This window comes from Flavobacterium sp. K5-23 (assembly GCF_023278045.1).
GTDB lineage: Bacteria > Bacteroidota > Bacteroidia > Flavobacteriales > Flavobacteriaceae > Flavobacterium.
Map to the genome: position 1 here is coordinate 1,968,654 of NZ_CP056783.1, position 20,224 is coordinate 1,988,877.

The following is a 20,224-nucleotide window of genomic DNA, read 5'->3' on the forward strand; positions in this document are numbered from 1 at the left end:
TCTTTTTCTTGGCTCTTTTTATTACTTTTTATATGCTAATTAATTACTTTCTTTCAAAATTTTATTAGACTCATATCCAAAAAGATTATGTTCCTTAATTATTTCAGCAATACCAGAAGGAAGCATATGTTCCCATCCAGGTTTTCCATCACTAATCATTTTTAAGACTTCACGAGAGAATACTTCCAAAATATTTGGGTCATAGTTGTCAATATCAACTACTTTTCCGTTGAATTTAAAGAATTTATATAATTCTTTCATTCTTGGGTGTACTTTTAAATTACTCGAATTTACTAATTCCCCGTTGTCATCTAGCATTGGATATAAAAACACTTTCATGTCTCTAAAGAATAATTTACCAAAAGCTTCAAGGATTCCACCGCTTAAATGACGGTAATACTTTTCATCAAATATATCAATTAGGTTGTTTACGCCCATTGCTAATCCCATTCTTGCTTTGGTATAATTAGCGAAGTATTCCACAACTTTGTAATATTCCTGGAAATTCGATATCATTACTGTTTGCCCTAGAGAACAAAGTAATTCAGCACGATCCATAAAGTCACGTTCGTCGATTTCTCCATCAGAACGTAAATTTGAAAGCGTAATTTCAAAAACAACCAAGGTGTTTTCTTTTTCCACTTTATTTTCTTCGAGGAACATTTTCAATGACTTCTCATACATATCCATATTTACTTTCGTAACCGGACGGAAACTTCCTCTTAAAGCAAGAATGTTCTTTTTGTATAATATAGCAGCAGGAAGTATGTTTTTACCATCTGGATCAAACATAACGGCATCTGTCATTCCGTTTTTAACAAGTTGTAAACTCATCAAACGATTGTCTACATCAGCAAAACGAGGTCCAGAGAAATTTATGGTGTCTATTTCTAGTTGGTCTTTGTCTAAATGGTCATATAAATAACGTAATAAACGTTTAGGGTCATTGTATTTATAAAACGCACCGTAGATTAAGTTTACTCCAAGAATCCCAAGAGTCTCTTGTTGTAAACGAGCATCGGTTTCTTTGAAACGAATGTGTATAATTATTTCGTTGTATTCTTCATCTGGTTCGATTTGGTATCGAATTCCAACCCATCCATGCCCTTTAAATTGTTTAGCAAAATCAATTGTCGCAACGGTATTCGCATAACTAAAAAACATTTTATTTGGATGTTTTTCTCTGCTCAATCGTTCTTCAATTAACTGACCTTCCATAGTCAGCATTTTTTTAACACGACTTTCTGTTACATAACGGCCGTCTTCCTCGATACCATAAATGGCATCACTAAAATCTTTGTCATAAGCAGACATTGCCTTAGCTATAGTTCCTGAAGAACCTCCAGCTCTAAAAAAATGTCTTACAGTTTCTTGTCCAGCACCGATTTCAGCAAATGTTCCATAAATGTTTTCATTTAGATTGATACGAAGAGCTTTGTCTTTTATAGAAGGTATTTTTTCGATGACTTTGTCACCTTTTAGTTTTATTTCAGTATCCATTTTGTTTGTGTATGGCTAATATGATACAAAGTTAATGAAATTGGTTTCTAATGAAAGATAATTAATCCTATTTTTGTAAAAAAAAAACACACAATTGAAGATATATTTTTTAGGGACAGGAACGTCACAAGGAATTCCGGTTATAGGCAGTAATCATTCGGTTTGTAAAAGTACAGATCCTAAGGATAAAAGACTTCGAGTTTCGGTCTGGATTTCCTGGGATGATTCCTCTTATGTAATTGATTGCGGCCCTGATTTTAGACAACAAATGCTTACTTGCGAGTGTCAAAAATTAGACGGAATCCTTTTTACTCATGAACATTCAGATCATACTGCCGGAATTGATGACATTCGTCCATTTAATTTCAGGCAAGGGGAGATGCCAATGTATGCTCATTCAAGGGTTATTGAAAATCTAAAAAAACGTTTTGATTATGTTTTTGAAACTGAAAACAGATATCCCGGAGCTCCATCTGTAAAAATTATTGAAGTGAATAAGGATATTCCATTTTCTATTGGTAATAAAACGGCTATTCCAGTAAACGCGATGCATGGAGATCTGCAAGTTTTTGGATATCGTATTGATGATTTTGCTTATTTAACTGATGTGAAAACCATTGAAGAAAAGGAAATTTCAAAGCTGAAAAACCTAAAGGTTTTAGTTATAAATGCATTGCGTGAAGAACAGCACTTTTCGCATTTCAATTTGCAGGAAGCTTTGGATTTTATAGCCTTGGTCAAACCTGAAAAGGCTTATCTTACTCATATTAGTCATATATTTGGTTTCCATGAAGAGATACAAAAAAAGTTGCCTGAAAACGTATATCTTGCTTATGATAATTTAGAAATTAATATTTAAAAAATGAAAAGATCTTTAGTGCTTTACCTGTTTATTCTTGCTATTCTTACGAATGTATTTACTTATATGTTTTACAGCAAGGAAGTTGCATTTGAACAAAATAGATATAAAAAAACAACTACGAAATTAAAGGATAGTTTAAATTCAGTTACCACAAAACTCAATGAAGCCAACTATTTTTCATTAGAAAAAAATCAAAATGCACAAAATTATTTTGATTCGGGAAGTTCAGATAAAACGATTCAGTTTGATAAATTAATTCCCGCTGTAACCGAGAAATTGTTTGATTTAAATACAGACCCAAAAGGAAATCCATATGTAGGTCAAGACCAAATAGGAGTCAATAAATTTATAATCAACAAAGTGAAAGTGTTAAATCACAGATGGATTATTGCTGATTTTAGTGATGGTGATATTTGGGGAGAAGTACTACTGAAGTATTTTGTTAATGATGACGAGAGTTTTTCATTCGAAGTCAATCAGTCTTTATTATACCAAAAACATTAAAAAAAAAGGTTCCGAAATTTTCGGAACCTTTTTTTTATTCTAATAACCAATTCTTGAAATCATAGAAATTCTGTGGAGAAACGCCATGACCAATAGGGTATTCTTTGTATGTTGAGTTTATTTCTAAATTGTCTAAGAAAGGCTTTGTTTTTCTAGCCCAATCCACTGGAATTACTTGGTCAACCGTTCCGTGTGAATGGTATATTTTAAGTTTTGAAAAATCATTGGATTTGTAATTGTCCATTATGATTTCTTCATTTGCATAACCACTCAAAGCTACAACTTTACTAATCTTATCAGGATGTGAAAGTGCTATTGCATAACTTAAAATAGCACCTTGACTAAATCCTGTCAAAATAACTTGGGAAGAATCTATAGGGTATTTAACAATTAATTCATCAATGAACTTTACTATTAAATCTCTTGAAGATTTAGCTTGTTCATTGTCTGAAAATTTGTTTTGGTCTGCATCAAAATTAATGGCGTACCACGCATAACTACCATATTGCATATTATACGGAGCACGTGCTGAAATGATGTAATATTCTTCAGGAAGTTCAGCTGCAAATGAGAAAAGATCTTCTTCGTTGCTTCCGTATCCGTGAAGTAAAATTAAGAGCGGGTTTTTGTCTAGTATTATTTTAGGTTCTCTAACGAGATACTCAAGAGATAAATTCATTTTAATTATGTTATGTTTTTAAGCCATTTTTGAAAAAATGTTCCTAGTAAAGGAACTGGTTTTGTTTCACCTTTGATCGCATTAAATATGCCGTAAGACCATAAAGCAAATACGAAAACCCACATTGGTGCAGAAATCATTAAGCTATCAAAATTACTGATGATTAAACCCAGAGAGATAAAAGTCAGGGTTATTCCTAAACCTTGACGGATGTGAAAGGACGCAAAGCTGTTTTTGTCCTCCGCATTCATCGACATAGCAATAAATACGCCTATTCCTAATATATAACTAGTAATGGCAGCCGTTTTGCCTTTTTCTATCGTGTTGTTCATATTATTGTGCTACTATTAATTTTCCTTGATTTACAATTCCATATACTTTTCCTTTCATTTCCATCCCCAGGAAAGCCGAGTTTTTAGATCTCGATAAAATAGATGATTTGGTAAAGGTACTGTTTCCTTCAGGGTTGAATAAACTCATTGAAGCTTTTGCACCTTCGGTGATTGAATTACTTTCGATACCAAAAGTAGCTTTTCCTACTGTCAATTTTTCGATAATGGTTTCAAGAGGCAACACAGTCATCAAAGCGCCAAAAGCACTTTCTAAACCGATAGTTCCGTTTTTAGCCATATCAAACTCCATTTTCTTGTGCTCAATATCCATTGGGTTATGGTCAGATGTAATCATATCGATTGTTCCGTCCAATACTCCTTCGATTAATGCTTTCCTGTCGGTTTCTATTCTTAAAGGTGGTGATACTTTATACCTAGTGTCAAAACCTTCCAAGATTTCGTCAGTTAAAACTAAATGATGCACGGCAACACTACAGCTTACTTGCAAACCTTTGGCCTTAGCCTCTTTGATAAGCTGGACTGATTTAGCAGTTGAAATAGTTGGGATGTGTAATTTCCCTCCTGTATATTCTAGAATAAATAGGTTTCTTGCAATTTGTAATTCTTCAGCTAGTGTTGGAATCCCTTTTAATCCTAATCGAGTGGATACAATTCCTTCATTGACTACGCCGTTTCCTTTGATTTTTTCGTCTTGAGGAAATGCAATTACTAATCCGTCAAAATCCTGTACATATTGCAGGGCTATTTTAAGCATATTAGCATTGTCTTGGCTCTTGTTGTAATCCCCAAAAGCAACTGCTCCTGCATTTTTCATATCGAATAATTCTGCCATATCTTTTCCTTCGCTTCCTTTTGTTAAAGCGCCTATTGGGAAAAGAGATGTAGCAAAGCCATTGGCTTTATTTACAACAAAATTGATTTGAGATTGATTGTCAATTACTGGATAAGAATTTGGTTGTAGCGCTATGGCAGTAAAACCACTTTTGGCTGCAACTTCTAATCCATTAGAAATGGTTTCTCTTTCCTCAAAACCTGGTTCGCCAAGGGAAACACTGCTGTCAAACCATCCTTGAGAGACGTGAAGGTTTTCTAGTTTTATTTCTTGAGCATTTTCTTCGTTAGAAAGTGAAGTTCCTATTTGTTTAATAAATCCATCTACAATTAATATATCTGCCGTCTTTTGATGAAAAGGACTTTTTGGATCGATAATTTTTGCTTCTCGGATGATTATTTTCATATGGATTCTATTTGTTTTTTTATTGAATTTGGAAAACGCTTGATTGAAGCGCCATTATTTTACGAATCGTACAATTGCCATTTCGCTAACTAAAAATAACAGTGCAAAGATAACAAACCATTTCCAAATTTGATTGTCCGATCGACTGCTTTGTATACTGTCAAAAACAGCGGCTATGGATTCAATTGTTTTGTACTCAGAAAGTGCTTCTTCATTAGCTTTCTCTAAATTACTTTCTGTTCGACTATAATTAAAACTGATGTTTTCTAATCCTTCTTTTTGTTTGAAAACTCCAAAATTTCCTGCTTGTTCCGGTAAATCATTAAAAATCAATTTGACTTTATTATTCAGGATTTGTTGAACTGGAATGAATTGTTCTGCTGCGTCTCCAAACGTGTTTTTAACAGTCAGAATTTCGTCCTTGGATACAGAAGCTTCAATGAAATAAGGTCTATTGTTACCAATTGTCATAGCGTTTATCCCTATGTTCTGGTTGTTTAAAGCCATTTTGTAAAAAACAGGGACTATTAACGGCGACTGTTGGAAATTAGAATTTTGAGTGTTTAAAGGTGCCGAAAACACGTACACGGTCGAAATTGAATTTGGCAAGGAAGTCAAAAACATACTCTGATCGTCATTATACAATGCTGCGGGTCCGGAACTGGATATAGAAAACGAATTTTTTGTACTTGGATATTGAAAATTGTCAATTTTATTTTCGAAAACTGCATTGAATAGGGGATGGTTAAAATTGATTTTTGTAATCAGTTTTTCAGTTTTTTCGGTTTTTATGAAACGAAATTTTCCGAAATTTAACATTAACTGATTTAGATTTGTGGTTGCCGTTGATAACGATGGAATAACAACCAGATTCCCTCCTTTTTCCACAAATGATTTCAGTGTGGTTTGTAAGGCTTGAGGGATTTCGTCCAATTCATTCAGGATAATAAGTTGCTGATTTTCTATAATGCTGTAATCTAATGACCCTAAAGAAAAATTGTTGTAGTTGAATTCAGTATCAGTATAAATCCGACTTAAGAAATTACTTTTTTCTGCTTGACCTATGCTCATTACATTGATCTTTTTTATTTTCGAAATACTAAAATAATAATTATTGTCATAATATAAACCGTTATCTACGATAGAAACATAACCGTGAAATGCTTGTTTAGGAATCGTAAAAAGAATGTTTTTCTTCGAATTGTCAAACTTGACGATGGTTTTTGCAATAAGTTTGGTCTGATTGTAAAGAGCAACAGGAACAGGTATTAAATCTTCCCCATATCCAGATAATTTGATCCCTATTTCATAAAAATCAGCTAAGGTTTCATTAATATAAACGCTGTCTATCGATATGTTGTTTTTTTGCTCCGCTTTTGGGATTATGAATAAAGGCGAATCAGAAGTGTCGCTGTTTTTGAGATGTTTCTTTTCCAGTCCCATGGCATCCGTTATGACAATAATATCTTTTTTGAATGCTGATTTATGCGCTTTTACTTTAGCTAGCATTTGGTCCAACTGAAAGGGAATGGCACTGTGTTTTAGGTTTTGCAACTCACTTTGAATTGTTTTGATATCGGTGTTCCAATAATTTTCAGAATTAGTAAGCAAGGAGAAATTTACATTTTCGGGTGTGTTTTCAAGTAATTCTTGAACGGCTCGTTTTAGCAATTCCCCTTTTTTACCTTTGGCTTGCATACTAAATGAATTGTCTAGTATAATATACATTTCGTTAGTAGCATTAAGACTGTCTTCAGCCTTAAAAAAAGGTTGTGCAAATGCAATGATAAGACATATCAATAATAATAAACGAGAGGCGAGAAGCAGCCATTTTTTTATTCTGGAGCTTTTCCTGCTTTGAACAGAAAGTGCAGCCAAAAAACGGACATTGGTGAAGAATTCTTTTTTGAAACGGCGTAATTGAAATAAATGAACCAAAATTGGAATTAGAAGCAAGAAAAGGAAATAAAGAATTTCTGGGTGTTTGAATTGCATTCCGTTTTGTGTTTAGTTCCTATAATTGCACCCTAAAGTAGCTCTATGAATTATAATATTCAAATATAGTATTTAGATTTCAAATTTTAGATTGCTGCTTTCAGAAATTAATGGATTTGTTTTTAAATATGGATCTAGAAAGGAATAAACTACGTTCTTGCTGATTGATAAAATAAGAGTTGTATAAAAAAGACAACCCCGTTTACATACATAAACGGGGTTGCTTTTTTATAAAGAATAGTGTTTTTTAGTTTCAAACTATAAATACTATTTGTTCTTGTCTTTTCTTTTTTTATCTCTGGTTTTAAGCATGTTTCTGTTTACAGATCCGTGAGTTTTCTTTTTAGTAACACCAGGTCCACCTAAATTTACTTTTTTATTCTTTTTAGATTTTTCATGATAAGCACCATCACCTTCCAGTTTTTGTTTTTTCATCATAAACTTAATCGGTTGTCTGTCTTTTTCAGGTTCGATAAGTTTAGAAGAAATTTCTACAATTTCAGGGAAATTTTCGATTTTTAATTCCATATTCATCAATACTTCAACCTCTACTTTTGACTCTTCCTCTCTAGGAGTGATAAAGCTTATTGCGGTTCCTGTAGCATCAGCACGACCCGTTCTACCTATACGGTGCATGTACAATTCAGGTAGTTCCGGCATTTCAAAGTTGACAACATGGGTAATGTTTGAAATGTCCAAACCTCTCGCCATAATGTCAGTTGTAATAAGTCCTCTTAAGTTTCCTTCTTGAAAAGAAGCCATAGTACTCAAACGGTAATTTTGAGATTTATTAGAGTGAATAACTCCAAATTGTCCTTCAAATTCCTCTTCGATACGCACGTGAAGCATATCAGATATTTTCTTGTTATTCACAAAAACTAAAACACGACTCATGTCTTCGTTTTCTTGTAACAAGTGTTTTAATAAATTTACTTTAGTGTTAAAGTTGGGAACATTATAAGTAATTTGTTTAATGTTTTCCAATGGTGTTCCAGAAGCTGAAAGTGTAACTTCTTCAGGATAATCAAAATAATCATTCAAAATAGCATCTACTTCCTCAGTCATTGTAGCTGAGAACAGAATGTTTTGACGTTTTTTTGGCATCATTGCTAAAATAGCTGTCAATTGAGTACGGAAACCTAAATTCAACATTTCGTCAAACTCATCGATAACCAGTTTTTGCATTTCTTCAAATCGAATTACATTATCTAGAGTCAAATCCATAATTCTTCCTGGTGTTCCCACAAGAATGTCGGTACCTTGATACACATTTTTTTTCTGTGTATTAATGTTTACACCTCCAAAGATACCAATGGTTCTTACAGACATGTATTTTGTCAATTTTTCAACTTCTTCTACAACCTGAACCACTAATTCACGCGTAGGAACTAGGATAACAAGTTTAGGAGTATGTGTAGGTGTAAATTTATAAAGCTTTAATAAAGGCAATAAATAGGCAAAAGTTTTACCTGTTCCTGTTTGTGCAATTCCCATCATATCACGCCCAGACATAATCACAGAAAAAGATTTTTCCTGGATAGGAGTAGGTGTCACAAATCCCAATTCATCGATTGCTTTTTGTACTGATTTTGGAAGATTGAATTGCTCGAAAGTAGTCATAAAAATGTATATTTCGTGCAAAGATACGCTTTTTATCAGGATGCCAACATATTGCTATTATAGTTGTAAATTTAGAACGCAATTTTGAAGCTCTGAATGCCCTATTTAAAAGCATTTCTGTCAATATCGTATTTACCGTTATGTAGGTTTTCCTTTATTCGAAAAAAAACAAATACGGTTATTTAAATTTTAAATCCCAAGATAAAGAAACCGAGTAAATCCAAAAATAATTTCCGGGGTCAAAAATAATTTCTTGATGCGCTAAATCAAATTGTGCGCCCCAAGTATTTTTATTTTTATTAGTGGTAAAATAGTAACCAACATTAAAACGTTGTGACTGAAGATTAATAATTGGTGAATCAGAATCATTAAATTGAAACTGATTTATCTCAGGAGATGTTCCCATACTATAGGTGAATGAGATATAATTTTCGGCATTACTACGGTATTTTCGGTAATTTAAAGCAGCTGACGAACTGGTTCCCGCTTCTCCAGGAGTGAAATATGGGCGTAAAGACCAATAACTGTTTCCTGTATACCAACCAATAGCTCCTGTGTATATATTAGTGGTTGTGCTGTATTTTAAGGTCCTGAATCCTAATGATACCTCTAAACTATGAGGTAATGATTTATACAATTCAGCACCATATCTTACATCAGGAAAAAGAAAAGATTTTGACAATCCTAAATTTAAATAAGCATACAATCCATTTGCAATTCTTGGATATAGGTCAACTTCAAATTGACTTCCATTTTCATTAAATCGCCTGCTCAAATTTAGTTTAGCTATAATACTTCCATATTTAGTAATTCGGCTTAATTTAAGGGAATGGAATTGCATAGGATCAAAAACATCAGAATAGACATCAACTGCTGATCTAATTCCTACTGTATTTACTCTTAAAGTTTGGTTTAAACTTGATTTGTAATCCAAGGCTTTTTGGTCCTCTGGATTTTTGTCTAAAATGGATTCAATTGTACTTAATGCCTCTAAAGGATTATTAGTACTTTCTTGCGCACTGGCTTTTAGGTATAATAATTCAGGATCATTTGGAAAATGTTTCAAACTTTCGTTCGCCATTTCTAAAGCTTTAAACTTAAATTCTCCCCAGGATTCATTTTTTATTGCTGCTATCCAAGTTTCCTTGTTTTTAGGGTCTTTATCTAATATTGAAGCAAACTCTTTTCTTGCTTTTTTGTAATCTCCATCCCAAGAATAGGTAGTAGCCAAAAAGGAACGGATATCTGTGTAGTTAGGATATTTGGTTAATATATGCAACAAAGTATCCTGAGCTTGTTTCCGTTGTTGATTGAAGGCTAGTTTACGAGCAGTTTCAAATGAGGTATCTGGATTTCCGTTGTATATTGTTTCTTGTCCATTTATTTGCAGTACACTTAAAAATACCAGTAAAAAACTCAACTTGATGGTTGTTTTTATTTTCATTTTTTTAAGGTGTTTTTAAAAGTTAAGTATTTTTGGTTTTTTGGGTCTGTTTTCAATAGACTTTCAATTATTTTAAATGCGTTGGAAGGTTTGTTTATTCTTTGATAAGCTTCGGCCAATTTAAAATCAATTTCAGGATTTTTAACTTGATTCGTCGCAGCTTTTTGAGCAACCAGAATTCCTTTTTCATTTTGGTCAGACCACCAGTATAAATCCATTAAGGCTAGATAACTGTCAATATGAAATGGTGTTCTTTTAATAACACTCAATAATTCAGTCTCCGCTTTTTTATAATCACCTTCCCATCCCAAAGTTCGAGCTTTTAATATTCTGACATCTGAAAAATTAGGTAATTCATTCAAAATATAATCACATAGCAATCTCGAGTTTTTATACTCTTTCTTAAACGCTAAGTCTCGAGCTACTACAAACATCTGATCATAATTTAGCCCCTTTGCTAATTTATTAATTGTCGCAAGATCTTGTTTTGTAAATTGAGTTGCTGGTTGTGTATATATATTTAAAGATTTGGGAATTATTTTATTTTTTTGGGTTAAATAGGCATTCAGCATTTTTGCCTCTTTTAAGGTGTCAGAAATGGTTTTTAAAATTTCTTTTTCGTTGACTTTGTTAATTCCGAAATTTTCATTTATTTTAAATAATTCCCCGTCAGAATATAAATAGTCTTTATAGATGAAGTCATTAATACTTCCTTTATTTCGCATTAAAGGGATATTGTGAATGTTTCTAAATTCTTTTACAGTATCTAATCCTTGACTCATCCAGGTAGTTTTTTCCATTTTATTGAACTTATAGTTATTCATTAAAAAAGAGACCAAACTTGGAGCTACATCCCAATGGGAAGAAATGGATTTGAATTTTTCCGCTTTTTTCAACATCGGACTTGATATAATTAAAGGCACATGAAATCTACATAATTTGTTTCTTTGCGAAATAGGAATTAGTCTGTGATCACCTGTAATGATGAATATTGTGTTTTTATATTCGGGTCTTTTTGCATATTCCTTCATGAAGTTTTTAATAGAAGTATCAGCGTACAATAAACAGGCAAAAATGTCTTTGTATGCTATTATTTCAGATTTATTTAAATCAAGGGTTTTGTTAGTATTCATGATGCTGTCGACCTTTTTCAAATACACGTTTTTTGAAGGAAAGTCAAATGGTTCATGATTAGTAAGTGTCATTATAATATCTAAACGGGGCATTTTTTTACCATCTAGCTCTGACAAAGTCTTTTTGAAAATTTCAGCGTCAGGATATCCCCAAGAAAAGCCACCCGAGTTTTCTTTTGTTTTGGTATAGCCAGGGCCAAATTTATTCACATCAATAATGTTATCTATTTCATTGTATTCCAAGAAATTAATTTTTCTGTCAAAACTTGATTCATCGCCACTAAAATATGAAGTAGTATATCCATTTGATTTTAATATACTAATAAGAGAAATATGTGAAGGCAAAGGATTTTGTTCTAAAAAGCCATTCTCAGCATAAGGTAATGATCCTAATAGCGATGGCACAACGCCAAAAGTTCTTCCAGTATTACTTACGAAGTTTTCCCAGTACAATGATTCTGAAATTAAAGAATCTAAGAAAGGGGTAAACCCTCTGTATGCATTTTTATCTAAAAACTCAGCGCCCAAACCTTCAACAATAATCATTGCAATATTAGGTTTGTCTTCCTGAATATTAAAAAAAGGAGATAAGACATCCTCAGATTTTTCAAAAGGTTTTACTAAAGGATATTCTTTTTTATAAAAGATATTTTCAACGTTTGTTAAATTTTTATCATTCTGAAAACGCATAATATCACTTGCGAAGAAATACATCTTATTTTGATAATTTGTTCCTGAAGATTCTGAAAAACTTAGTTTTAAAATCACAAAAAACGGTATTAAAGAAAGCAAAGAGACTATAATAATTTTCTCTTTCCCGTATCTTTTTAAAGCTTCATTTATTCCTAAAAATAACATTGGAACTAAAATAAAAGGCAAGAAGTAAAGTACTGATAAGGATTCAGAGGCGGTAACTGTAGTATACATATCCGCCATTGAATAGCCTAGTATATCCGCACCTAGATTAATCAACGTGGTAAGACTGTATTTTACTAATGCAAATTGTCCAAGAACAACTAAAGTGAACACTATTTTTATTAGTATATCAGCCAGTCTTTTTTTATATAAACGGATTCCGAAATATAAAGGGAATAACAAAAGGCCAATTCCTATACCTGCAAGGAAATCATTGGTTAATTTATAAAATAAAGTGAAAGCAATATTTTGAATAACAATTCCATTGGACGAAATAATAAAAATCTCATATAAACTACTTAACCAAAACGTAATTACTAAAGATGCTGTAAAATAGGCATAACTATAGCTGCTATTTAATAAAGTCTTACTATTCATATTCGTGTAATAATTGTGTTTGTAGGTACTAAACCTAAGTTGTTTTAGTACCTGTCATTCCTTTTCGTGTCATCTCACCCCATTTTATTTTAGTATTAAAATAGTAATCAAAATTACCTTTAATAGCTGAATAAAGAATAAAAGGATGGCAGACAATAGGTTCCATTAAAGCAATTCCTATTAACTTAATGCCGATTCCTTTTTTCTTGTATTGGTGATAGGTAAGTTCTTCTGATATAATTGTAACTATGGAAAAAAAGACAGTAAATAGATAAGCTAATACAATAAATGTTAATGCATAATCCCATCTTACTTCTTTCATAATTATAAGAAATAAAAAGTAAAAAATTCCAATCACTTCAATTACCGGTGCTAATCTTTCATAGATTAACCAATAAGGATAACTTAAAACACCGAGTGATTTATAATTTGGATTAAAGGCAATTTTTCTATGTTTTCTTAATGTTTCGATTGTTCCTCTAGTCCATCTGTTTCTTTGAGAAATAAAGATTTTGTAATTATCTGGTGCTTCAGTCCAGCATAATGGATCAGGAATATAAGCCACCTTGTATTTTTCCTTTTTCTCTTCCATATAACGTCTCATTCTAACAATGATTTCCATATCCTCACCTACAGTTTTGGTGTCGTATCCACCAACTTCAATTGCTGTTTTTTTATCGAAAAGACCGAAAGCGCCTGAAATAACTAATAAACCGTTTAGCTTACTCCAAGCCATTCTTCCCAGTAAGAAAGCTCTTAGGTATTCTAAAATCTGACCTCTTTCAAGCATTTTTTTAGGTAAATTCACTTCAATTAATTTACCGTCCTTGATAACACATGAATTTGCGATTCTAATTACCCCTCCAGCAGCAATTACTTTATAATCAGTCGCTTCTAAAAAAGGTTTTATCATTTTTTGTAAAGCATCTTCCAGTAACAAACAATCGACGTCTATACAGGCGACATATTTGTTAGTACTGATATTTAGACCAGTATTTAAAGCGTCAGCCTTTCCTCCATTTTCTTTATCCACTACCATTAATTTTTCAAAAGCAGGATTTGTAGACTTAAATACACCCGCTCTAAGTGGTTTTGTTGGAATTTGATTATTGATAAGCATATCTACTTTAACTAAATCGTATGCTTTTATAAGTTTTTCTAAACTATCATCCTTACTTCCATCGTTTACTATAATTACGTCATAATTTACATAATGGCTAGACAATAGAGACCTTACGTTTTCAGTAATATTTAAACTTTCATTATATGCGGGTGCAATAATTGAAATAGATGGTGAGATTGTAGATGATAAAATCTCTGTATAATTTACAAAGCTGTTTTTTTTCATATACTCAACAGTTTCTATTGCAGAAATAATTGCTAATACTATATAAGATAGTATTGCAGAAAAGGCAAAACCAAAAAACAAATATTGTATTATTTCAATTATTAATTGGAAGGTGCTAGTATTCATAAGCTATGCAGTTTCAATGAATTTAACATTTTCATCTATTTTAGGATCCGTAGGCATCATTTTGAAAGTATTGAAATTGTCAAAATTAAGTTCTTTCAATATTTTTATTGCAGATATCCTTATCTCAAAATTATCCTTATTCAAATAATCCAAAATAAATGGAATATCACTAATGTCATTCATATTTTGTAGCATATTAAAAAAAGCTATTTGCTCTTCTAAACTCCTATTTGAAAATTCTTTTTTTATTATTGGAATAGCTTCTACAGCATTTAAATGAGCAAGGACATTAATTGCATCGACTCTTATAGATTTATTTTGATGATCTAATAATAGTAGGAGCTCGTCTTTAGCCTCAAACTGATTGTAAATTTTAGCTAATTTTAATGTAAAAACTACTACCGAATCATTAGATGATTTAAGCCAATCATTAATATTAGGGATATGTTGATTATCAAATTTCTGAAGTATTTCTAATAATTGAATTTGATCCCATTCCGTTAAATGAGATTTCAAAACATTTAGAAAGTCAAGTCCTTTAAAATAAAATAAATTCACCAAATACATTTGGACTTCTTTACGAACTTCTCTTTTAGGGTGGTTAACGTGATGTGTAACAGCATCGTATGATTCTTTTATTTGAAATTGTGTAAGTTCTCGTATACTTTTTGCAATTATATCCCAGCTTTTGCTTTTCAGTTTACCTGTAGGGTAATTAACAAGTTCAGTTTGATAATAGAGATTTTGTATAGAATCTGCCATTTCCCCAGAAATATCATTTTTTAATTTCAGTAATGTAGCGATTATTATTTTCCTTTTTAATCCACTATTGGAGTGTTTTTTAAAGTAATTAATAATATTTTGTTGCTCAATACTTATTTCTTCCTCTTCGTTTCCTGAATACAAATAAGTAATTAATTCCGACTCATATTTTTTTTGATAAGTTTTTTGGATTCTTTCTTTAGATCTTAATCGATTTCTCAAATATTTAAGATAAATAATTAAAAAAGTTATTATCAAAATAAAGACTCCACTTAAAATCCAAGCCCAATAGATAATTGGCGGATACTGAGTGATAAATTCAATGATGTATTGATATGATTCCATTATATTTTTTTTAAGTAGGATCTTAAAATCTAACGCAACAATCTTTTTATTCTAATTACTAATTCATTAGGACTAAATGGTTTACTCATAAAATCAGTGGCTCCTAGATTAAATGCGTTTATCACCATTTCTTCTTGACCAGCTGATGAGAAAACAATAATAGGAGTTTGCTCTACTAATTTATTTCTTACATGACTAATTACTTCTAATCCGCTAATAAATGGCATCATTACATCGGTTAGAATCAACTGAGGCTTATGTTGTTCTATTAAATTAACAGCCTCTTTACCATCATATGCTATAAAAAGCTGGTACCCTTCTTTTTCCAATCTAAATTTCAATAATAAAGAAAGGATTGAATTGTCTTCCGCTAAAATAATTTTTTTAGAATCAGTCATCTTTTTATAATTTTAGAGCTTAATAATTCTTATTCCAAATTTTATTTAAAATCAAACATTTTTTAACTCTGTCGTTATTGTTTATTAATAATGATTGAGTTTAGATACATTTAAAATTAACTAAAAAATCTGACAAATATTACGTTAAAAATAATTTTATTATTATGCTCTTAGTTTTTGTATGAATAATCAAAAGCTCTAATAAAGACGAATAATAGAATTACATTACTCTAAATTAGTATAAATAACCGATAAAGCACTAAAAAAACACGATAAACTACACAAATACACTTGTGTGTAGGAAAAAAATTATAAAAAAATATTTATTTTTCAATTATGCCTGTTTGATAAAACGATGATATTTTTTGTTTGATTTATTGCTTTATCAAAAACTTTCAAATACACCTAATCCAAAAAGTGCAAAATCATACTTAACAGGGTCATTTTTATCTAGTTGTCTTAAGTTTTTGTCAAGTTCAGAAAGTGCTTTGCTATCATTTTGTTTTCGAATAAGCAGTCCAAGTTTACGAGCTACATTTCCTGAATGCACATCTAATGGGCAGGATAAAGAAGCGGGTGAAATGCTTTTCCAAATTCCTAAATCTACTCCTTTGTTATCCTGACGGCACATCCATCTTAGGTACATGTTGATCCTCTTTGCTGCGGATCCATTTAAAGGGTCTGAAATATGTTTTTGAGTGCGATAAGAATGCGGAATTTCAAAAAATATTTTTTTAAATTCAGAGATGCTTTTTTGCATCGAATGTGATTCTTGGTTTTTTAGAAAAACGGCTTCCATACCGTTATGGTTTTGGTAAATGTGTTGTAGGCTTCTGATAAAACTTGCGAAATCCTGACCGTTAAAGGTTCTGTGAACAAAGGATTCCAATCGCTCCAAATCGGATTCAGTATGCGACATCACAAAATCATATGGAGCATTACCCATTAGATCCATCATTTTGTGTGCGTTTTTGATAATCATTTTGCGATTACCCCAAGCAATAGTGGCACTCAAAAAACCGGCTATCTCCACATCTTCTTTTAGGGAAAATAAATGCGGAATTTGTACAGGGTCACTTTCAATGAAATCAAGTGTATTGTATTGTATTACTTTTGAGTCGAGGAAATCTTTGAGTTCGGAATGGTTCATTTTCATATGGGAAAAGGGAAAATTGTAAAGAGCTAAAGTGAGTTGCTAATTTAATTCAGTACTAACCCACTGCAGCGGTCTACTTAAATACTGACCACTGATCACTGTTTTACTGACCACTAATTTGTCCATCAACCATAACCAGTTTTCTGTCAGCCATGTTGGCTAATTCTTCATTATGGGTTACGATTACAAATGTTTGTCCTAATTCATCACGCAATTTAAAAAATAATTGATGTAAGTTTTCTGCTGATTGTGTGTCTAAATTTCCTGATGGTTCATCGGCAAAAATGATTGCGGGTTTATTAATTAAAGCTCTTGCAACTGCAACACGTTGTTGCTCACCTCCTGAAAGTTCATTTGGTTTATGGTTAATTCTATGAGAAAGTCCTAGGTAATCCAGTAATTTCTTTGCCTCAGTTTCAGTTTCTTGTTTGGATTTGTTAGCAATATATGCTGGAATGCAAACATTTTCTAAGGCGGTGAATTCAGGTAGTAACTGATGAAACTGAAAGATGAAACCCAAATTGAGGTTTCTAAACTTAGACAATGTCTTGTCATTCATATTTAGAATATCCTCTCCATTAATAACTAGAGATTTCTCAATTTGATTGTTGCTTTTTTGTTCTTCGACAAAAAGACTGGGTTTGTCTAAAGTTCCTAATATCTGTAATAGTGTCGTTTTCCCTGCACCTGAAGCCCCTACAATGGAAACAATTTCGCCTTTTTGTATATGAAGATCAACCCCTTTTAAAACGTGAAGTTTGTCATAGTATTTATGGATGTTTTTTGCGTGTATCATAGATTCAATCAGTTTTCACAAAGAAACAAAGTTTTGAGGACTATTAAATAAATAAGACTAGAATTTTAATCTTTCAAATAATAAACTTTCGTTAATAGGATACTGCAATGCGTAAATTATAAATAAATTTGGAGTTAACTCAATTTTTGTCAATTAGACTATCTGAAAAGGGAATGTATAAACTTCTTAGAATTCTTTTAGAAAAGCATCGTGATGAAGCCTAATATTGTTTCTTTACTCCTTCAAATTAGACAAAAAGTATTTATTTTTCGAATAATTAACGAACCAATATAAAAATGGAATTAGAAGAAGGAATGGAAGTTGCAACCCTAGCAGGAGGTTGTTTTTGGTGTACTGAAGCCGTATTCTTAGAATTAAAAGGAGTAAAAAGTGTTATTTCTGGTTATATTGGTGGGAATACATTGAATCCAACATACAAAGACATATGTAATGGAGATACTGGACATGCGGAAGCAATACAGATAGAGTTTGATCCTGAAATTATAAGTTTTGGGGAATTACTTGAAATATTTTTCGCAACGCATGACCCCACTACTTTGAATCGTCAAGGCAATGATCTTGGTACTCAATACCGTAGCGAAATATTTTATCATAATGAAAACCAAAAAAATGTTTCTGAGCAATATATAAATCTGTTGACTAAGGAAAACACTTTTAGTAACCCCATTGTAACTAAAATTTCTCCAGCAACAGTATTTTATGAGGCTGAGGATTATCATCAAAATTATTACAATCAAAATTCATCTCAGGGGTATTGCTCTTTTATGATTACTCCAAAAATTGAAAAACTAAAAAAAGTCTATAAAGACAAGCTCAAAAATTAAAGTGAATAAAAATCGTGATTTATTTAAAATATATACACTTAAAAAATAATGACAGAAGAGTTTCAAATTGAAAGCAATAAAAAAAAGAATTTAATTCTAGGAGTTGTATTTGATGCGATAGGGATGTTATCATTTACGGTTCCTGTGGTTGGTGAATTTTCGGATGTAATCTGGGCACCTATAGGAGCTTATTTGGTGACTAGGATGTATAAAGGGACTGTAGGTAGAGTAGGAGGAACGATAGCTTTTCTGGAAGAAATTATTCCATTTACGGATGTTATTCCAACGTTCACCTTAATCTGGATCTATACTTATTTAATAAAAAAAGAGCCTAAGAAATAAATTTATTTTTTGAACAAAAAACCTAAACCCATTCGTTTAAGCATTTTTTTTTCGAAACCCCAAAAGAATTTAAATTGACCGAAAAGAAAACCTATTAATACAAGAAGGACTTGGTAAAGAGGGAAAATCAAGATTAGGCGAATAGGGGTAAACCAAAGGCCTAAATCTTCTTTTGAAATGCCTAACCAATAACAAAAAGGTTTTGACAGCCAAGCAGATGCTGATCCCGTGATTGCAAAAACGATAAATATGATTGTGAGTTGAAAATTGGATTCTATTCCCCAACGTTTTTTTAGTTCCTTCATTTAATTTGTAATGATTACAAATATACTAACATTATCTTATAGGAACGTAACCAAAAAGTTTTTGTTTGAAGGTGTTTTGAAAATATATCATATAGTTGTATATCAAATAATTCACCTCATATCCATAGTCTACAAAAGAATCATAATTGATTGTCATTTCATATAGGCTAGAATTGTATAACTGAGGCTGTAAAACACGCCTGTTCCATTCGCTTACCCACACTCGGTTTTTATTTTCCAGATAGCTTTGTGTGTGATACCCTCGTGGATACGACCTTGAACTAAGCCAAGTGCTAAAACCGGGATCGATAATGATGACTTCGTATTCAAGTTCGTCATTGGCAATTCTAATCGTATCGTTTTGAATGGTAGTTGGTTTTTCGGAATTGGAAACAATAGATTTTGAATTAGTACAACTAAAAAAAACACCTATGAGTAGTAGAAGTATGAAAGCACTATTTTTCATGACGTAAAAATTAATATTAAAGTTACAAAATTAAAGTGCTTGTATAGTGTGTTTTAATAAAAAAAATCACCTCGAGTCGAGATGATTTTCTTTAATATTGTATTGAAATTATTTTCCAAAAAGGTTTCCAAGCATACCTCCAAGGCCACCACTTTTATTTTTCACAGCTGACAGAGCATCGTTTATATCTACTTTACCATCGGCATTTTGATCTAAACCAAATTGCCCACCATATTTAGAAATCGCTTCCATAATCCCAGCATTTTGGCCACTATTACCTGAAATTGCACCTACTAAATCTGATATTTCAAAACTTGAATCATTTGGATCTTTTGCTTTTCCTACTAGAGAACCAAGAATTTGAGGAATTAATTTCCCCGCTATTCCTTCGGAATCGTCACTATTCAACCCGAATTTTTCACCCAAGTTACCACTTAACTGCTGGGTAAGTTGCTGTACAACAGGATTAGAATTATTTTGAGAATTATTCGCTTGGAACAATTCTGCCAATTGTTCTGCTCCTCCTTCTGAAACTATTTTTTGTAATCCAGAAAATATAGAGTTACTGGCTTCATTTATTACGGCCTCATTCTTTTCGTTCGGAACAGTATTGTTATTTACAACTGCATCTACTCCAAACTGTTGTGCTAATTGTGTCAATTGATCAAACATGTTTTTTTGAATTAGATTAGAAATTAAACTTTATAAAAAAAAT

20 protein-coding genes are annotated in these 20,224 nt (G+C 31.8%); 4 read left to right on the plus strand and 16 right to left on the minus strand.

All coding sequences use genetic code 11. The features are described from left to right. Nucleotides 1-39: 39 nt before the first annotated feature. Nucleotides 40-1,500: a TonB-dependent receptor gene (locus FLAK523_RS08550; protein WP_248902594.1), complete on the minus strand. Its 1,461-nt coding sequence runs from the start codon at nt 1,498-1,500 to the stop codon at nt 40-42. Between the two features lie 94 nt (nt 1,501-1,594). Between FLAK523_RS08550 and FLAK523_RS08555 the strand changes: the two genes are divergently transcribed. Both FLAK523_RS08555 and FLAK523_RS08560 read left to right on the plus strand, forming a co-directional pair. Then, on the plus strand, nt 1,595-2,359 hold the full coding sequence (locus FLAK523_RS08555) for an MBL fold metallo-hydrolase (RefSeq protein ID WP_248902595.1): 765 nt from the start codon (nt 1,595-1,597) through the stop codon (nt 2,357-2,359). A gap of 3 nt (nt 2,360-2,362) precedes the next feature. Continuing rightward, nucleotides 2,363-2,866 (plus strand): hypothetical protein, encoded by a 504-nt coding sequence (locus tag FLAK523_RS08560; RefSeq protein WP_248902596.1) that lies wholly within the window; start codon nt 2,363-2,365, stop codon nt 2,864-2,866. A gap of 34 nt (nt 2,867-2,900) precedes the next feature. Here the strand turns inward: FLAK523_RS08560 and FLAK523_RS08565 are convergent, their stop codons facing one another. The 12 genes from FLAK523_RS08565 to FLAK523_RS08620 all read right to left on the minus strand — a co-directional run bounded on the left by FLAK523_RS08565 (nt 2,901) and on the right by FLAK523_RS08620 (nt 17,551). Further along, entirely contained in the window at nt 2,901-3,545 is a 645-nt protein-coding gene (locus FLAK523_RS08565; protein WP_248902597.1) for an alpha/beta hydrolase, read from the minus strand. 5 nt (nt 3,546-3,550) lie between these two features. Then, nucleotides 3,551-3,877: a hypothetical protein gene (locus FLAK523_RS08570; RefSeq protein ID WP_248902598.1), complete on the minus strand. Its 327-nt coding sequence runs from the start codon at nt 3,875-3,877 to the stop codon at nt 3,551-3,553. 1 nt (nt 3,878) lies between these two features. After that, nucleotides 3,879-5,135, minus strand: a complete 1,257-nt coding sequence (locus FLAK523_RS08575) for a dihydroorotase family protein (RefSeq protein ID WP_248902599.1) — start codon at nt 5,133-5,135, stop codon at nt 3,879-3,881. A gap of 54 nt (nt 5,136-5,189) precedes the next feature. Further along, nucleotides 5,190-7,130: a VWA domain-containing protein gene (locus FLAK523_RS08580; protein WP_248902600.1), complete on the minus strand. Its 1,941-nt coding sequence runs from the start codon at nt 7,128-7,130 to the stop codon at nt 5,190-5,192. Nucleotides 7,131-7,397: 267 nt separating this feature from the next. Next, nucleotides 7,398-8,750: a DEAD/DEAH box helicase gene (locus tag FLAK523_RS08585; protein WP_248908080.1), complete on the minus strand. Its 1,353-nt coding sequence runs from the start codon at nt 8,748-8,750 to the stop codon at nt 7,398-7,400. A gap of 178 nt (nt 8,751-8,928) precedes the next feature. Continuing rightward, nucleotides 8,929-10,194: a YaiO family outer membrane beta-barrel protein gene (locus tag FLAK523_RS08590; RefSeq protein ID WP_248902602.1), complete on the minus strand. Its 1,266-nt coding sequence runs from the start codon at nt 10,192-10,194 to the stop codon at nt 8,929-8,931. After that, nucleotides 10,191-12,620 (minus strand): LTA synthase family protein, encoded by a 2,430-nt coding sequence (locus FLAK523_RS08595; RefSeq protein ID WP_248902604.1) that lies wholly within the window; start codon nt 12,618-12,620, stop codon nt 10,191-10,193. The genes FLAK523_RS08590 and FLAK523_RS08595 overlap by 4 nt, the downstream gene beginning before the upstream one ends. A 34-nt stretch (nt 12,621-12,654) precedes the next feature. Further along, complete coding sequence (locus FLAK523_RS08600) at nt 12,655-14,094, minus strand: glycosyltransferase (protein ID WP_248902606.1); 1,440 nt, start codon at nt 14,092-14,094, stop codon at nt 12,655-12,657. Nucleotides 14,095-14,097: 3 nt separating this feature from the next. Further along, nucleotides 14,098-15,201 carry a HEAT repeat domain-containing protein gene (locus tag FLAK523_RS08605; RefSeq protein WP_248902608.1) on the minus strand — a complete coding sequence of 368 codons (1,104 nt, stop codon included), beginning with the start codon at nt 15,199-15,201 and terminating at the stop codon, nt 14,098-14,100. A gap of 29 nt (nt 15,202-15,230) precedes the next feature. Continuing rightward, on the minus strand, nt 15,231-15,599 hold the full coding sequence (locus tag FLAK523_RS08610) for a response regulator transcription factor (RefSeq protein WP_248902610.1): 369 nt from the start codon (nt 15,597-15,599) through the stop codon (nt 15,231-15,233). A gap of 385 nt (nt 15,600-15,984) precedes the next feature. After that, a complete protein-coding gene (locus tag FLAK523_RS08615; RefSeq protein WP_248902612.1) occupies nt 15,985-16,749 on the minus strand; it encodes a TIGR02757 family protein in 765 nt (254 codons plus the stop codon). 109 nt (nt 16,750-16,858) lie between these two features. Continuing rightward, on the minus strand, nt 16,859-17,551 hold the full coding sequence (locus FLAK523_RS08620; protein ID WP_248902614.1) for an ABC transporter ATP-binding protein: 693 nt from the start codon (nt 17,549-17,551) through the stop codon (nt 16,859-16,861). 296 nt (nt 17,552-17,847) lie between these two features. Here FLAK523_RS08620 and msrA point away from each other — a divergent pair, with 296 nt between their 5' ends. Together msrA and FLAK523_RS08630 are read left to right on the plus strand one after the other, a co-directional pair. Beyond that, complete coding sequence (msrA, locus tag FLAK523_RS08625) at nt 17,848-18,396, plus strand: peptide-methionine (S)-S-oxide reductase MsrA (RefSeq protein WP_248902616.1); 549 nt, start codon at nt 17,848-17,850, stop codon at nt 18,394-18,396. Nucleotides 18,397-18,444: 48 nt separating this feature from the next. Continuing rightward, nucleotides 18,445-18,738 (plus strand): hypothetical protein, encoded by a 294-nt coding sequence (locus tag FLAK523_RS08630; RefSeq protein WP_248902618.1) that lies wholly within the window; start codon nt 18,445-18,447, stop codon nt 18,736-18,738. Nucleotides 18,739-18,740: 2 nt separating this feature from the next. Here FLAK523_RS08630 and FLAK523_RS08635 read toward each other — a convergent pair whose 3' ends face one another. The 3 genes from FLAK523_RS08635 to FLAK523_RS08645 form a co-directional block, all read right to left on the minus strand. Further along, complete coding sequence (locus tag FLAK523_RS08635; RefSeq protein ID WP_248902619.1) at nt 18,741-19,043, minus strand: DUF6787 family protein; 303 nt, start codon at nt 19,041-19,043, stop codon at nt 18,741-18,743. Between the two features lie 31 nt (nt 19,044-19,074). Beyond that, nucleotides 19,075-19,509, minus strand: a complete 435-nt coding sequence (locus FLAK523_RS08640) for a DUF6146 family protein (RefSeq protein WP_248902621.1) — start codon at nt 19,507-19,509, stop codon at nt 19,075-19,077. Nucleotides 19,510-19,617: 108 nt separating this feature from the next. After that, the gene (locus tag FLAK523_RS08645; RefSeq protein ID WP_248902623.1) at nt 19,618-20,181 is read right to left on the minus strand and encodes a hypothetical protein; all 564 of its coding nucleotides are present in this window, start codon (nt 20,179-20,181) and stop codon (nt 19,618-19,620) included. Nucleotides 20,182-20,224 lie beyond the last annotated feature (43 nt).